The organism is Salmonella sp. A1325 (assembly GCF_056991255.1).
The window spans coordinates 361,131-376,057 of sequence record NZ_JAMLWO010000005.1 but is presented as its reverse complement, the minus strand read 5'-3'; the positions used below and the strand labels follow the sequence as shown (position 1 = coordinate 376,057).

Sequence of the window (14,927 nt, the reverse complement as noted above, 5' to 3'; positions counted from 1 at the left end):
CGGCGGGCGGTGATAGAGCGCAGTATCCGGCTGGCGCAGGAGAAATAAGACCCTGACGGCCCGGTGGCGTGGCGCCATCGGGCCTGGCTTGTTACTGCATTCCGCGTGTTTGTAAAAATAGAATGGTCGCCGCGACGCGCGAGCGCACGTTTAGTTTGCGAAGTAGATTACGAATGTGCACCTTAACCGTCTGCTCAGAAATATTCAGTACTGACGCAATCTGTTTGTTAGAAAGCCCCTGCGCCAGCTCATGCAAGACATCTAACTCTCGTTCGGTCAGGATACTAAAGGGATCTTCCTGCGTGCCAAACCGTTCGCGCTCACGCAGATATTCATTGACCCGATCGCTAAAGACTTTACCGCCGTTAGCGCCTTTGCGAATGGCCTCCAGCAGCACTTCCGGATCGCTATCTTTGAGCAGATAACCGTCGGCGCCGGCGTCGATCAGCGCGTAGATGTCGCTGGCGGAATCCGAGACGGTAAGAATAATAATTTGCGCCGTCACACCATCCCGGCGTAGCGCGTTCAGGGTATCTAACCCGCTCAGACCTTTCATATTCAGATCCAGCAGGATCAGATCGGGCTCAATGCGATTCGCCAGATCGATCGCACTCGCCCCGTCACCCGCTTCGGCAACGACATAAAAAGCCGGATCCAGTTCCAGTAATTGACGAATACCTCGCCGCATAAGTGGATGGTCGTCCACAATAAGCACCTGAAAAGGTGTTACTTCAGGCATGCTATATCTCCTGAGTTTTATTAGAATGATTATTGTTTTCAGCGCGGAAATCGTCCAGATTTGCCACATTGTCAAGCGCGTAAATTTTACCCTAATTAGTGCATGGGTAAGTAGTAAAACCTGTGACAGGCGAGTAATTAGCTGAACGATAGAAAGGATAAAACAACCTGTTGTGAGAGAAAACAGAATACTCCCTGAGGTTGAATACTGGTCTGGACGCTTTTTTCGGACAATGTGACATAACAGAAGTGTGGCATATATTGCTGCGCCTTTGCACCCGTAAGTCCAGACAATCTGTACTGGCAGGAAATTCCTTATTAAAAGTCATAGCGTCTAAAGCTTTTCATTATTAACAAATCATTTTAATTGAATTTATTTATGGTTTTATTAATGTCAATGAAATACATCTGAGCAGAACGAATAAACCGCGACATCTGTTAAATTAAATATCAAGTCAATAGTAGAGATATTTTCATGCGATAAATAGATTCTGACGATATTCTTATCATAAATGAAAATGTGGTCAGGAATGAGAGTCGTTCACTTATAACTTATCCTGGATGTGCCTGAACAACACTCGCGGCGTTTTGAGCACCCGTTGGGGCGACTCAAGGGGAGATCGTAGTGAGTATGTTTCGATGTCTGCACACAGTCCATGTCCAGCCTGTTTGCATCAAAAATGCTGGTTGGAGTAATTATGAAAATAATATTAATACTGGATGCTATATCAGCCGTTTCTGTGAGCGTAAGCGTGGCGTAGAAAATTTTAAATATGTTAGCCGGTAAAAATAACTATTGACATTGAAATGGTGATGGAGTGTATATGAAGAGAATAGTTGTATATATATTATTACCTTGTGCATTCGCATGTTCTGCTAATGATAATGTTTTTTTTGGTAAGGGCAACAAACATCAGATCTCTTTTGCTGGGGGAGAAAGTATAAGGAGAGGAGGGGTTGAGCACTTATATACGGCTTTTCTGACATACAGTGAACCCAGCGATTTTTTCTTTTTACAGGCAAGAAATAATCTGGAGTTAGGAGGATTTAAGGCTAAGGGGAACGATGATTGCAGTAAACATTCTGGCAGCGTTCCCTGCAATAAATATAACCAGGGCGTATTGGGTATCTCGAAGGATGTGGCGCTGGTTCATTTCGCTGGTATCTATACCGGTATTGGTCTGGGGGCTTATATAAAATCTAAGTCGCGAGATGATATGCGTGTCAATTCTGCATTTACCTTTGGAGAAAAAGCGTTTCTTGGCTGGAACTTTGGGGCTTTTTCTACAGAAGCTTATATCCGGCATTTCTCGAATGGATCACTCACGGATAAAAATTCAGGGCATAATTTTGTAGGTGCTTCAATTAGTTATAATTTCTGAAGTTGAATAACAATTAGCGAGTTGCTGGCTGAAGGAGTAATTCATCACCGTACGTTGTCTACAAAAACGTGTTGTGACTAGCCGATCGTTATCGACCCTATGGCGACAGGGAGGCTAATTGTTAGTGACAAAGAAGTGGTAAGCCATTTACGTTACCAGAACGTTTTATTATTGCTGCGACAGATTGCTTACTCATTTACCTGTCACTGCAAACATTTCTTCCAGCATAGGGTGTAGATGCGCTTTTTCTGTTTTAGTACAAACATGGTTTACGCCGATCAGCTCATGCAAAATCAGTTCATGCAAAATAACGTCTCTGGCATCAGCTAACTTTTTAATTGTAGGCATAAAAAAACCAGCCCTGACAGGCTGGTTTTTAAGGGGAATTTTGGTCGGCACGAGAGGATTAAATAAAACAATATAATATATTGATTATAATTGATTTTTTTAATTGCATTGTATCAGTGTATGCCTAAGCGTATGCCTAAAAGGTAAAATCATCTTAGATGGAGGAAAAACACTGCTACCCTAAAAATTTCACCTGACTGAAGGGTTGCAGTAAGCTAAAGCCACCACATGGATTCAAGGGGCGGGCTGGATGATGAAAAACTGGTCAACGGAACACACCAAAGAAGTTAAAAAATGGCTGGATGTTGATAGCTATCGTAAGTTTGAAGAGCTTCCGCTCATACAGCTTTACCATGAGCTACTGGCAAGAACACTGTTCTTTAAGCCGTATCATGAGGAATTTGAAGCAGAAGCGGTTAGGCTTTACATCGACAGGATCTTCACTGGAAAACCGTTTCTCATCACAGAAAAGCATCTCGGCTATCTCACAAGAGAGGATACCCTTTACCAGCCACCGCACTTCTTTCTCACAACCACCGAACGACTGGCACAGTTGAGCATCAACGGTCTGCGAAATTCACTGTTCTTTTGGGATGGGAGTGATGAGTATTCGGTTAACCGTGAATTCCTCGATAGCCCTGTATCAGAAGCTCTCCCCAAGTTGTTCAGGGATACGGTCATGGTCGAAATTGACCTTGCGAATGGAACTGATGAGGAAATAGCTGAATCACTCAAAGCAGCGCTACCTCAATGGCGTAAAGTCAGAGGTATCGAGGCAGATACAACGGACGCTATCCGCTTCGGTTATGGAACGATTAAGAAACTCATCAACTACAGATTGATACCCATGATCGACATCCTTGTATGGTCAACCTTGCATAAGGTTCGCATATCAGAAGATCGACTTTCACGCCTCCTTTACACCGACGATGATGATGAAGAACAGACCCGACTTAATCACCAAATTCGGGACACAGACAGACCACTGGCGATAAAAGCAGCCAGTATACCTTTCATCCGACAGTTTCATCTGTTCATCAACAAAAACAGCCATCTCAAAAACATCAGAGTTTCAGACGTGATGAAAATCGCTGATTCTGACTAAGGCCAACCTCCATTAGCTCTGGCGTTCCCAGCTTCTGTCTCTTTCCCGCTGATTCATTCGTATAGTCGTTTCCATCAAAACGAAAGAAGAGGAAACGACTATGAATCAGCACAACACCCGTCTTATTCGCCTCCCTGAAGTTCTCAATCGAACCGGTTATGGTAAAGCCTGGATCTATCATCTAATCAGCAAAGGATGTTTCCCATCACCAGTGAAAATTGGATCTCGTGCAGTTGCTTTCATTGAAAGTGAAGTGGAAGAGTGGATTCAATTAACTATCGAAAATTCAAGAAAGCATGTCGCCTGAAATAAAATTACAGCCTTCATATTTATGAAGATTAATTCTCAGATTTGTAAAGTTTATATCTTTAAAAAACCTATATTTAACGTAATTCTTTACGTTTTTTCAGGCAGGGCTTATGCCATAGGTATTTAAAGGTGGTTTCTTAATATCGGGTATGGATACCATCAACTAGCCGTACCTGTTTATTTGACGTCAAATAAATTTTTTCAAGCCATTAATATATATACCAAATAAACTAAAGTCATTGTAAAAAATTTGAATTATTTTGAATTGGAATATATTTAATAAGTGAGAGTGATATTAATTTGTAAAGAATGAGGTCAAAATGGGATATAAAGTAAAGAAATTCATCATGAGTAATGGGGAGCGAGGATGCCTGATCCTTGATAAAAATAGTAATTTACCAGCTTACTATCAAAATCTATTTCTTACTACAGACATAAGAAATAGAGGCGCAACCGCCTCAACTATGGAAATAGTTGCAACTAACTTACTAATTTTTAGTAATTTCTTAGATAGTAGGAAAATTAATATAGTTGAGAGAATTGAGCTTAAAAAGTATCTCAGTGTTGCAGAAATAGATGATCTGGTAAGATATGCGAAACAAAGATTCGATAAACAAAAAATTATAAATATAAAATCAGCAAGTAATAAGTTTATTGCGAAGAGAACCTTTAGTTATAGAGTACACGTTTTTTCACGCTACCTTAAGTGGTTATGTGGATTAGTTCATTCGTCAAAGGGGATTCATGCAAAGTATGAAGTAGAAGTATTTATTGAAAGTATCAGAGCACATATTCCAAGAAACAGTTCATTGAATATGAATGAAATATCTGAAAAATCGTTAAACGAAGAAGAGATCAATGTGCTTTTCCGTCTATTGGAAATTGGTGGGATTGAAAACCCTTTCCATAAGGAAGTACAGGTCAGGAACAGACTAATATTTACCTTGCTCTTAAATTTAGGTTTAAGGGCTGGAGAGTTGCTCAATCTTAAAATAGATGATTTTGATCTCAGAGACAACACTTTAAGTGTAGTCAGAAGACATGATTCAAAAGAAGATGGAAGATCTTATCAACCATTAGTAAAGACTGGAGAAAGGGTTATTCCGTTATCTGATGAGTTAGCCAGTGAAATTTTTGATTACATAAGCAATAGCAGGGAAAAAATGACAAAAAGGAAAAAGCATAATTTCTTATTGGTGGCTCATTGCACCGGAAAAAACGCAGGAGAACCCTTAAGCATTTCAGCTTATGAGAAGGTGATATCAACACTGAAACGAGCAAGTCCAAAGCTATATAATCTTTCAGGTCATAGGTTAAGGCACTCTTGGAATTATATGTATTCTAAAGGAATAGAAGGCGCTGAATTAGAATATACTAGAAGGAAAGATTTAAGGAATTATCTAATGGGTTGGTCAAAGGAGTCAATCATGTGTGATAGATACAATTTTAAATATATATCCCAACAAGAGAAGGATGTCGTCCTAAAGGTCTATAAATCAGTAAGTAAAATAATTAGTGGGGTTTAATGTGGAAATCAAATGTATTGAAAGTGAGCAGATTTTTTTTGCTAAGATGAATAGATATAGTTTCAAACTGTCAGATAAGAAATGGCAACTTGATAAAGAAAACTGCGTATACCCTCATAAAGTTGTAGATATAATGCCTACAAAAATGAAACTTAGCTACTTAAAAACATTAGCTTACTATGCGTCTGAATATAGTTCTTTTTATATACAAAATATTAACACTCTATTTTATAAGTGGTTTAGTGCAATAACCATAGATACTATTGATGACAAAGCAATATATCAATTGAATGTTTATTTAGGTTCAGAAAGAAACTACAAACTAAACTTAATTAAGGCTTTCATCATTAAATGGAAAAATCTCAATTACCCTGGGGTAGAAGCGACTGCCATTAGAATGCTGGAGAAAATAAAAATCATTCCAAACCAAACAGGAGATGCAGTTAAAAGACGAGATCCAAATAAAGGACCTTTAACTGAAACGGAATTCAATAACATCATTAACGCCGTTGGAAAATTTTATCATGAGAAGAAAATTCAATGCTTTTTGTATTGTTATATCCTTTTGCTGGCAATAACAGGAAGAAGGCCATTACAATTAATATCTCTAAAAGCTAAAGATCTCATTAAAAATGAGAGAGGGTGCTTTTTGAATGTACCAAAAGTAAAACAAAGAAAATGTTTCAGAAAAGAATTTAACATGGTTATGATAAAACCGTTCTTATATGACAGCTTATCAATGCTAATTAATAAAAATCAGGCGTTTGTTGAAGATAAATTCAGTGTTGGGATTAGTAACTATAGAGGCGAATTACCAATCTTCATGAATTTAGATAAGATTACGGAAACAAAAAGGATTGAGGATTTTTTATATGATTTAACAACAGATTTTTTCCATATGAAAAATTCAGTTATGTCAAAACTATTAAAACACTTTCCGTCAAAATTCGATGTTAGGTCAGAAAGGACTAACAGCTATATAGAACTTAATGCTAGAAGATTCAGATATACGTTAGGAAGTCGACTGGCTAATGAAGGAGCCTCAATTGAGGTGATTGCTAAAGCGTTAGATCATAAATCAGTAAACTCTTCTATGATATATATAAAAAATAATCCTGACAACGTTTATGACATCGATAAGAGACTAAGTGCGTTTTTTAACCCCTTATCTAATATACTTATGGGCATAGAGATTGAAGAAAACAAGAACTTTTTTATCAAGTATGTTTCAGATGCATTTTTCTTATTGGAAGATACGAAAGAGGATTTGAAATGTTTAACGTGTAAAAAATTCAATTCCTGGAGAGCATTATGAACAATATATTTATTTTTGAACCAAGCAATAAAAACAACCCTCACGATAATGTTATTAAGTTTATCGAATTTTGTAAGAGTACTATTTCTAATAATAATTTAACAACTTCATGGGAAAGCAATAAATGGAAAGGTTTATATAGGTTTACTAAGTTTAACTCAAAAAACAACCTAAACAGCAAGGAGTGCTTAGATGATAGCTTTATTAATTTTGCTAAAGCATATATGTTGCATGTGCATTCATTCAATAAATCTAAGACGAAACACTCAACATTATCAATGTTGAAGATTGTCGAATTCGTTTTACTTAAAATCAATATGGAAGCTAATGTAAACTATTGCAACAATTCAATCTTTGATGAATGCATAAGGATAGCCTCTGAAAAGTATTCTAAAGCACATGCATTTGCTATTGGGAAAGAACTTGAGAAATTGAGTTCATTTTTAAATGATAATAGGATGACTAACTCATTTTATTTATTTTGGGTAAATCCAATTAGGTATAGGATTACTCAGTCTTGGACTGGTTATGATTCTTCACTGGAAGGCCATTCTAGATTGCCTGATATCAAATCAGTTATTGCGATTGCTGAGATTTTTTCAAAGCGGGATGAACAATTATCGTCAAGAGATATATTTACTACATCTGTGCTTGCTTTACTTATGTGTGCACCGAGTAGGATATCGGAAATTTTAGCTTTGCCAGCGGATTGTGAAATCACAGAATGTGATGGCAAGGGCATTCAAAGATACGGTTTAAGATTTTTTTCAGCAAAAGGGTATGAAGGCAATATAAAATGGATTCCAACTTTAATGATACCTGTAGCTAAAAAGGCTATTAGCAGATTAAAAGAATTATCAAGTCAAGCGAGGTTATTGGCTGCTGAAATTCAAAAGAATTACTCTAATTCAACGAAGGGAACCCTTAAAGAGAATATACCTCCTGATCTCTTTTGGTATGATAGAGAGAAGAAAATCAAATATTCTAATGCGCTTTGCTTGTTAACTGAAGGACAGTTAAATCAAAATAAAAAGGAAATGTCAGATAAATTATTCAGACCTACAACGAATTTTTTTAAAACTGATATCGTTGATTCTGATTATATAAAAGGGTATTTTAATGTTTTTAAAAGACATGGTTATATAAATGAAGATGGTAGCCCATATTTGCTAAGAACACATCAACTGAGGCATCTTCTCAACACATTTGCTCAAATAAATGGTATGGATGAATTTAGTATTGCTCGCTGGTCTGGACGTAAGCTTATTTCTCAAAATGTTTCTTATGACCACAGATCGCATCTTCAAATGTCTAAAGCAATAAGAGAACAAAAGTTATCAGTATGTGTTAATGAGCACAGAATAAAGGATATTCCAGTGGTGGATCTTAATGAGTTTGACTCACTTAGTAGTGGTGCAGTACTTGTATCAAAACATGGCTACTGCAAGCACTCATATGCGTTTAAGCCGTGTGAACATTATCCGATTGAGAATTCTGGTTTAGATAACGAAACGATTTCAAACATTCACGATAAAATTTTAAAAAGAACACTGTATGATAAACATGATGGGAACATAAATGCTGATAGATGGTATGAATTCCATAAGAGAATAAAAAAAGGAGAATAAATGGCTAAGCATATAAATGGTTATCATGAGAAGAAGATTGTAGATGTTATTAACACATGGTCTATAGATGAAAAACTAACCTGGGATGCTTTGTGCGACAGGTTAGTAAGGATTATTGGGAAAAGACCATCAAGACAATCCTTAAGTAGTCATGTAAGGATTGCAGAAAGCTTCAGTGTGAAAAAGGCCACTATCAAATCTGGTGCAATACACACTGTAAAACCTGCTAATTTAAAAGTGGCTTCTCAACGAATTAGAAGACTTGAAGCAGAAAATGAAGCTTTGAAGGCATTAAATGAACGCTATTTAGAGCAGTTCAAAGTATGGCTTTATAATGCTCACCTTAAACAAATAACGATTGAAGAACTTAATAATCCGTTACCTGCAAAATACCTTTAATAAAATTGATAGGTTTTAACTATTGACATGATTGATAATTATGGTATTTCTTTAATTGTCAGGATGACAAAAAAAATTGCAAGGATGCATATTATGGAAAAAATAAATATTAATCTTATGGAAAGGTATCTTCTTCTGCTTGATCGATTCGTTGATAAACTCGCTGAATCAGGTTTCTCAGATCAACGAATTATAGAACAATCATATCTTTTTTGTGCAGGATTTTATATCAAATACCAAAGTGGTATCGAAAAAATGACCTTCTCCAACAGGGAGGTTGTTTTAACCTTTCTGCTACTTTCATATTATACTCATATAAATAAACTTGATGATGATTTGATCAACAAAGAGCGTATGAAGCATGTATGCTCTTCATTGATTAACTTTATAGTCAGTAATGGTAGCCGAACAGAGAAAGTCTATGCTAATGAGAAAAGGAAATATGATGCTTCGACCCTAAAAAGATCGTTATCCATCAAAGAGAAGAAAAGAAAATATGGATTGTAATTATTTTAAAAGCCCGTAGTAGGAATCTACGGGCTAACTCTTTGTTGCTTATTTTTTTACTAAATCGATAAGATTTCTGATTTCATGATCAAATCTAGCGCTTCTTCTTTTAATCCATTTGATACAAACGAAGCATCCGATCCTTGATAGGAAATATGTGAGCCACATATACTTGTGCTCATCCCACACATATCCATCTTTAAAGCCCCAAGGCAATGTGAGAAATGAAATAAGTGCAGCAGCACAAAGTAAAATGAAAACAATAGAGAATAGTTTCGAAACAGGCATTGCTCTGTAATACGATGCTGTAGAAGCATTATGGAACAGCATTGTCAGAAAAGCGGGGATGACAACTTTTTTCCTGTTTAAGTTTACTTCATGTTCTCCCGTGTTCTTATTAACGATAAGTGCATCTTTATACACATTATACGAACCATCCTCACTATACTGGCGAAGCTCGTATTTATAAATAGTGTGTGAACTTCTGAAGGGGATACCATAGTCGGAAATCTGCTTCTCATCCCCAGCGTCGGTTTTTACCCAGATCTGATTATTGCTTGGGTTGGAATTAATGACAGTGCCAGAGAAAGTCTTAACAAACGTGTAAGTTTCACCAAACAGATAAAACTTTGAGGCTGTAATCTCTGCTTTCCGGCGATCAGAAAGACCAACATTGACTTCTTCATTGCGGCGTTTCGTGGTGGAGATGCTCATACAAGTTCCTTTGTGTTAGATGTTAAATTCATATTCGGTGTATGAAGAAATCAGGGACTACAGATGAGATGGTATCTGCCATTTCAAAACCTGCATGTTAGTTGAATACTTAAATAGACTAGTTAAATCAGTCTGTTATATTCTTTGGTGTGAAATCACATTTTGACTGGGTTTACAGGAAAGGCAAATCACTTGTACCGATCGATTAAAGATTAATGATAGATGCAGGCTATCAACAAAGGAATATCGATCGGTATAAACGATCAATTTATTGACCTGTATCTATCAAAAAGGCTTGCCAGCCTTACATCGAAAGCGAAGCTCTTCTGGATTGAGGTGCTGATTCAATGAGATTTTTTTGGGGGAGAGGCGTAATCTCTACCATTCTCACGCTAGTGATGGTTTTGTGTTTTTGAGGGCGTTTAAGGGTTGGGATTTTGAGGTTTTTGAAGATGGTAATAATGGTATTGAGATAGGGGATGGTCTCTAACCATCTGAACGTTGAAGCCCTATAGCTTCGCTTGGGCGCTACTTTTAACGTTTCGGTTGCTATCGCTTCTTTGTTAGTTGCAACAGCTTCTGGGAGAAGCGCTTCGACAGAAGCGATAGAGTATTCGTCCTGACCAGCAGCTCGTTTATCGAGGATAAGTGCTTCTATGGGGCGGTTAACGTATTCTGTCGTTGTTTCAGGAGCATCTATAGTTATGACCATATCATGAGTTGCACTAACAGATGTTTCTCTGACAGATGATTTCAGTTTAAACAGGAAAGCATTATCACGTTCCTGTTGGTAGTCGATTCTGCTTTGCAAGGCAGACCAGGAATACCCTTTTCCCAATTGAGATGCTTTGAAAGCAATCCCGTTGTATTCGAATGAGAAGCCGTTCATGCGTCCAGTAGAGGCAATGTTAGGGATTGGCCTGATATTTTGTGCCACAAGCTGTTGCACGAAGTCGGTAATCGATTGCCTGGTATCAAGCAGTTCGTTAAGGGCGTTTTGGATTAATCCTTTTGGGCATAGCTCACCAGTTCTCTTTTCTATCATCATCTCATTACGGGATTTTTTGAGCTTCGGTTTAGGTGAGGGCGCTGCTAGAGATGCTTTCGGTCCTTTGGTTCTTGTTAGCTGGTAGTCTTGTTCAAGATCCTGGATGATACGGGTGCTGATAAGGTTCTCATTTTTACCTAAGTAGAGCTTCCCCGAAGTTGCATCTATGCGACTTGCAACTATATGTATATGTTGTCCATCTTTATCATCATGTAGGACATAAGCGCGTAGATGCGTATCAGAGAAGCCCATACGCTTCATATAGTCATCGGCTAACAGCTTCCATCGGTGTATAGGTAGACTCTCACCAGCAGGCAGACGCAGAGAATTGTGCCAAACAGGTTTACTGACATCGGAGCGTAGGAGCTTCGTAGCGTTGAACTCTGCACTTAGTGCTTCTGCGAAGCTTTCTATGACATTGCCGCCGACTACATACGGATCTGACTTGTGGTGCGAAGCAGGTTTTAATAAATAAGAAATAAGTCCATTAAAGGTTTTTCCTCTTTTGATTTTTTGCATCCCTTTCATGCAACCTACCTGACAGATGTGCTTGAAGCGGTAAGGCATGAGCGAAGCTCTGAGATCTGGCGCTTCACTGCGAAGATTTCTGTCTTTGTAAGCTGACCACCAGTGCTTTTACTTTCGAGATGAATAAGTAGCTTGTTCAGCTTCTGTGAAATTTCGCTAAGGGATTTCCAGGCTTCAATGTTGATAGGCGGCACAGCTACTGGAATCTTATCGAGAAAAGCCAAGCGAAACCATTCACCTTTACTTTTGTCTCCACGCCTTGCATTGAGAAGCTGTAGTTCTTCATGGTTCAATCTAACACTGATGCAATGTGTTCTTAACAAACTTTCAGGTGATTCTTTTTTATATATTTTATTAAAAGTATTTTTCATACGAACTCCTTTCGTGTTTTCTATCAAAAACATATTCCTTATGTTCTTATTTACTTATATTTGATTCAAGAGGGATGTCAATGTGTAGGTGTTATTTTGTAATAAACAATATAATAATGGCCACCACATTAGTACATGGCGGCCATTATAAATAATTATTTGTTGTTGGATTGAATGTTCCATGAAACTTTGAATGCAGGGTATTTTCTGCTTATACGCATAAAGCTTGCCTTTCTCAAAGTTGATCTTGTTTTTTCACTATAAATATTTAATTGATCGAGTGATATAAAAACTTGTTTATCAATAGTGTTTAATGTATTAACTATTTTTTCTATAGCTGCGACTTCAACGTTTTTGAAAACAATGGAATCTTCAATTGCTATGGGTAATTTTGTTGTATGTAAAAAGCTCACATCCAAAGCCAGCATATTCGCATAAGATTTACCTGTCCCAGAGTCAGAGTGATGTTCGAAAATATAATTTGTATCACTGAAAATGATCTGTGGTGGTATTCTGTCGGAACCATAGAATTTTGTGTTGTATAATTTGAGGTTCTCGTTTAATAATTTAGATATTTTTGACAGAATTTCTTCTGTCTTTTCTTTTAATTCTACCTTTATAGTGCTTGATGCTTGTTTAAGAGCATCTTGGCGCTCGCGGTAATTAACCGTATCTTCAACTTCTTTTTTCTTTATAGATAATGACAAAACTTCATCAATAATCTCGTCTGGTCTATCGACTGATGCAGCTATTTCTTTGATTTTGAGATCGATTATACTAATTTCAGCATCAATCTCATTTAATTGGAATATAAGGCGTTCTTTTTCTTTTTTTAACTCATCATTCAAGATTTTTGAAATTGATAAATGGAAACCCTCGACTTCATTTAGTTTATCAATGTTAACAGTTGGGAAAAAATCGACAACTTTGCTGAAATATCTTTTGGGAATAGGCTTTGTATCAGAAATATTTTCTTCAATTCTAAATAACTTACTCTCGAGAGAGTATTTTTGTTTGAGATATTTATCTTTTTCGATGGCTAAACTTAGGCTTTTTTCATCAAGGATAGCTTTTATGTTGGCTGCAAAAAGGTCTAGATCTTTTTTTATAGTGTCAATTTTATTGTCGATAACATTTAAATCTTGTTTTGCTTGCCTATATTCTTTTAAATTTACTTTTTTGACAAAACCCTGCTTGAACGCTATATCAATATTCTTTCTGCTTACTTCGTTTTCGGATTTCTTTTTTTCAATTTCTTCAATTAAGTTATAATAGCCGAAGGACTTAATGAGAAATTCTTTGATAGATGCATATCCTTCCCCTGTATAGCGTAGAAGAGGTTTATTTGGATTGTAATTATCTTTTCCCCAAATTCTCGTGAATCTGGAAACTAAATTTCTTAATGACGGATCGTTTGATGAAAAACCATATTTCTGAGCCAAGAAGATTCTAAAATCTTCAATTGACCACTCTAATTTTTCTTCGTTATTTCTAAAAAACACACTATTATTGGTTTCGGTATTTCTTATAAAGTGATAGGATTTTCCATCAAATTCAAAAGTAAATTCGATGTTTAGATGACCAACTTGAGAAATAACGTCTTTGCATAGGGTGATAAAATCATCACCACCAAAAACATAATCAATTAACATTAGAACTGATGATTTACCGATAGAGTTGGCACCATTTTTAGGTCCCAATATGGCATTCAAACCATTTTTGAAAATCAGTTCTTTTCTAATTAATTTTTCACAGTATATGTTCTTTAGCATTTTATTACCGTCCCATTAGCTGGGTTTAGTATGATTTTCTCTAAAATAAACAAAAAATCGAGTGAGTAAACAAATTCGTCCAGAGATGAGAAGTTGCTTGATGTTTTTTCGTATAAATCAGTAATCTTAATTTCGTTAAACTCAGTTTCTAAGATGATTGTCATCTTGTATAATATTGAATCTTGGATTGAGATAGATTTACTTGGTGTAATCATGAGTAAACCTCGCAATTTTGGATGAAAAAACACACCAAAACTTCGGCGGCTACACTATTAGTTTCCTTTGTGTTTGTTTTTATCCAATTAATCAAATGGTTATATATTTCGGATTGAGATAAATTCTCTCTTTTTAAAATCAAATAGTATGTTTTAACTTCGTTGAATATTATTTCTGATGTGTTTGGAACTCGTTGATCGAGTTGTTGGAATAATTTTTTTATTTCAGTGTAAAAATAAGCAACTTGAGCTTTGACCTTTATCTTGAATGCAGGGCCAGAGTCGGGAAGAATTTTATCATCAACTCTCATAGCTTTGTACGATAATTGAGAACCCTCACTTGGTTCAAGAGTTGATAGTATATCAATTATCTCTTTGATCTCTTCTTCAATCTTAAAATTAAATTGGCTGTTTTTGATTTGTGCTGCTTGTCTCAACTGCTTTTTGATAGCGTACATTTCCCGATAACCCTCAATCGTTCTTGGGTTGTCGAACAACTTATGACAGTCTCTGCACAAGGCAATTAAATTATCTTCGCTATCAACATCATCGCAAAGAAGTTGCTCATCTTTAAGTAATTCCTTTTCCTCTTCACGAGGGGAAAATGGATATATGTGTGCTACTTCATAGAGCTTTATTTTTCGTTTGCCATTCTGAACCATTAAAGGTTTAAAGCATTTTGGGCAAAGACCACTTACCTCATCATATAAAACTATATGCGTATTATGATTGATGTTCTTGCGTTCTTCACCCACGAATGACTCCTTGCGAAGGGGAAATGACTTTCTGTGGATATTTTATTATTATAACATCAATAGGATTTAGCTTTAATTATTGTAAATGTGATCAATATCACGTTTGTGGCGGGGTTTGCAACCTGTGGCTAACTTTCTTTAAAGAATCTGTATTCTTTTGTCTTCGTTTTCTGATGGTGAAGCTGGGAAGCGGCTATGTGATCAAAGAATAGACTTGTTTTCCTTTTCAACCGAAGGGAAGAAAAGCAAGGGAACTTAGTGAAGCGT

Annotated in this window: 16 protein-coding genes and 1 pseudogene; 8 read left to right on the top strand and 9 right to left on the bottom strand. The window is 36.5% G+C overall.

The genetic code is table 11. The features are described from left to right. Nucleotides 1-91 precede the first annotated feature (91 nt). The gene (narP, locus tag NAZ64_RS13065; protein WP_220569767.1) at nucleotides 92-739 is read right to left on the bottom strand and encodes a nitrate/nitrite response regulator protein NarP; all 648 of its coding nucleotides are present in this window, start codon (nucleotides 737-739) and stop codon (nucleotides 92-94) included. An 817-nt stretch (nucleotides 740-1,556) separates the two neighbouring features. Between narP and pagL the strand changes: the two genes are divergently transcribed. After that, entirely contained in the window at nucleotides 1,557-2,120 is a 564-nt protein-coding gene (gene pagL, locus NAZ64_RS13060; protein ID WP_220569768.1) for a lipid A 3-O-deacylase PagL, read from the top strand. Between the two features lie 192 nt (nucleotides 2,121-2,312). Here pagL and NAZ64_RS13055 read toward each other — a convergent pair whose 3' ends face one another. Then, nucleotides 2,313-2,468, bottom strand: a complete 156-nt coding sequence (locus NAZ64_RS13055; RefSeq protein ID WP_115285831.1) for a virulence protein MsgA — start codon at nucleotides 2,466-2,468, stop codon at nucleotides 2,313-2,315. Then, nucleotides 2,462-2,527: pseudogene (locus tag NAZ64_RS13050) on the bottom strand (hypothetical protein); the annotation flags it as partial. The gene NAZ64_RS13055 and the pseudogene NAZ64_RS13050, both read right to left, overlap by 7 nt. A gap of 194 nt (nucleotides 2,528-2,721) precedes the next feature. On the opposite strand from NAZ64_RS13050, the gene NAZ64_RS13045 reads away from it, so the two are divergent. The 7 genes from NAZ64_RS13045 (at nucleotide 2,722) to NAZ64_RS13015 (ending at nucleotide 9,257) form a co-directional block, all read left to right on the top strand. Further along, complete coding sequence (locus NAZ64_RS13045) at nucleotides 2,722-3,573, top strand: DUF6387 family protein (RefSeq protein WP_024258095.1); 852 nt, start codon at nucleotides 2,722-2,724, stop codon at nucleotides 3,571-3,573. A 100-nt stretch (nucleotides 3,574-3,673) separates the two neighbouring features. Continuing rightward, nucleotides 3,674-3,880: a helix-turn-helix transcriptional regulator gene (locus NAZ64_RS13040; protein ID WP_010616890.1), complete on the top strand. Its 207-nt coding sequence runs from the start codon at nucleotides 3,674-3,676 to the stop codon at nucleotides 3,878-3,880. A gap of 322 nt (nucleotides 3,881-4,202) precedes the next feature. Then, entirely contained in the window at nucleotides 4,203-5,408 is a 1,206-nt protein-coding gene (locus tag NAZ64_RS13035; protein ID WP_087528972.1) for a site-specific integrase, read from the top strand. A gap of 1 nt (nucleotide 5,409) precedes the next feature. After that, nucleotides 5,410-6,723, top strand: coding sequence for a tyrosine-type recombinase/integrase (locus NAZ64_RS13030; RefSeq protein WP_483640954.1), 1,314 nt, complete (start codon nucleotides 5,410-5,412; stop codon nucleotides 6,721-6,723). Continuing rightward, nucleotides 6,720-8,351 (top strand): hypothetical protein, encoded by a 1,632-nt coding sequence (locus tag NAZ64_RS13025; RefSeq protein ID WP_062934030.1) that lies wholly within the window; start codon nucleotides 6,720-6,722, stop codon nucleotides 8,349-8,351. Before NAZ64_RS13030 ends, NAZ64_RS13025 begins: the two co-directional genes overlap by 4 nt. Then, nucleotides 8,352-8,750 carry a hypothetical protein gene (locus NAZ64_RS13020; RefSeq protein ID WP_001052044.1) on the top strand — a complete coding sequence of 133 codons (399 nt, stop codon included), beginning with the start codon at nucleotides 8,352-8,354 and terminating at the stop codon, nucleotides 8,748-8,750. It abuts the gene before it with no gap. Nucleotides 8,751-8,843: 93 nt separating this feature from the next. Then, on the top strand, nucleotides 8,844-9,257 hold the full coding sequence (locus NAZ64_RS13015) for a hypothetical protein (protein WP_483640953.1): 414 nt from the start codon (nucleotides 8,844-8,846) through the stop codon (nucleotides 9,255-9,257). 48 nt (nucleotides 9,258-9,305) lie between these two features. Here NAZ64_RS13015 and NAZ64_RS13010 read toward each other — a convergent pair whose 3' ends face one another. From NAZ64_RS13010 to NAZ64_RS12985, 6 genes are all read right to left on the bottom strand, one after another. Beyond that, complete coding sequence (locus tag NAZ64_RS13010) at nucleotides 9,306-9,971, bottom strand: hypothetical protein (protein WP_483640952.1); 666 nt, start codon at nucleotides 9,969-9,971, stop codon at nucleotides 9,306-9,308. A gap of 304 nt (nucleotides 9,972-10,275) precedes the next feature. Further along, a complete protein-coding gene (locus tag NAZ64_RS13005) occupies nucleotides 10,276-11,547 on the bottom strand; it encodes a relaxase/mobilization nuclease domain-containing protein (RefSeq protein ID WP_087528968.1) in 1,272 nt (423 codons plus the stop codon). 5 nt (nucleotides 11,548-11,552) lie between these two features. Continuing rightward, nucleotides 11,553-11,918, bottom strand: coding sequence for a hypothetical protein (locus NAZ64_RS13000; protein ID WP_023327753.1), 366 nt, complete (start codon nucleotides 11,916-11,918; stop codon nucleotides 11,553-11,555). A 155-nt stretch (nucleotides 11,919-12,073) separates the two neighbouring features. Next, on the bottom strand, nucleotides 12,074-13,690 hold the full coding sequence (locus NAZ64_RS12995; protein WP_483640951.1) for a hypothetical protein: 1,617 nt from the start codon (nucleotides 13,688-13,690) through the stop codon (nucleotides 12,074-12,076). After that, nucleotides 13,684-13,905 carry an ABC-three component system middle component 7 gene (locus NAZ64_RS12990; RefSeq protein ID WP_000632589.1) on the bottom strand — a complete coding sequence of 74 codons (222 nt, stop codon included), beginning with the start codon at nucleotides 13,903-13,905 and terminating at the stop codon, nucleotides 13,684-13,686. Before NAZ64_RS12990 ends, NAZ64_RS12995 begins: the two co-directional genes overlap by 7 nt. Then, nucleotides 13,902-14,660 carry an ABC-three component system protein gene (locus NAZ64_RS12985; RefSeq protein WP_000503535.1) on the bottom strand — a complete coding sequence of 253 codons (759 nt, stop codon included), beginning with the start codon at nucleotides 14,658-14,660 and terminating at the stop codon, nucleotides 13,902-13,904. The genes NAZ64_RS12990 and NAZ64_RS12985 overlap by 4 nt, the downstream gene beginning before the upstream one ends. Between the last annotated feature and the right edge of the window lie 267 nt (nucleotides 14,661-14,927).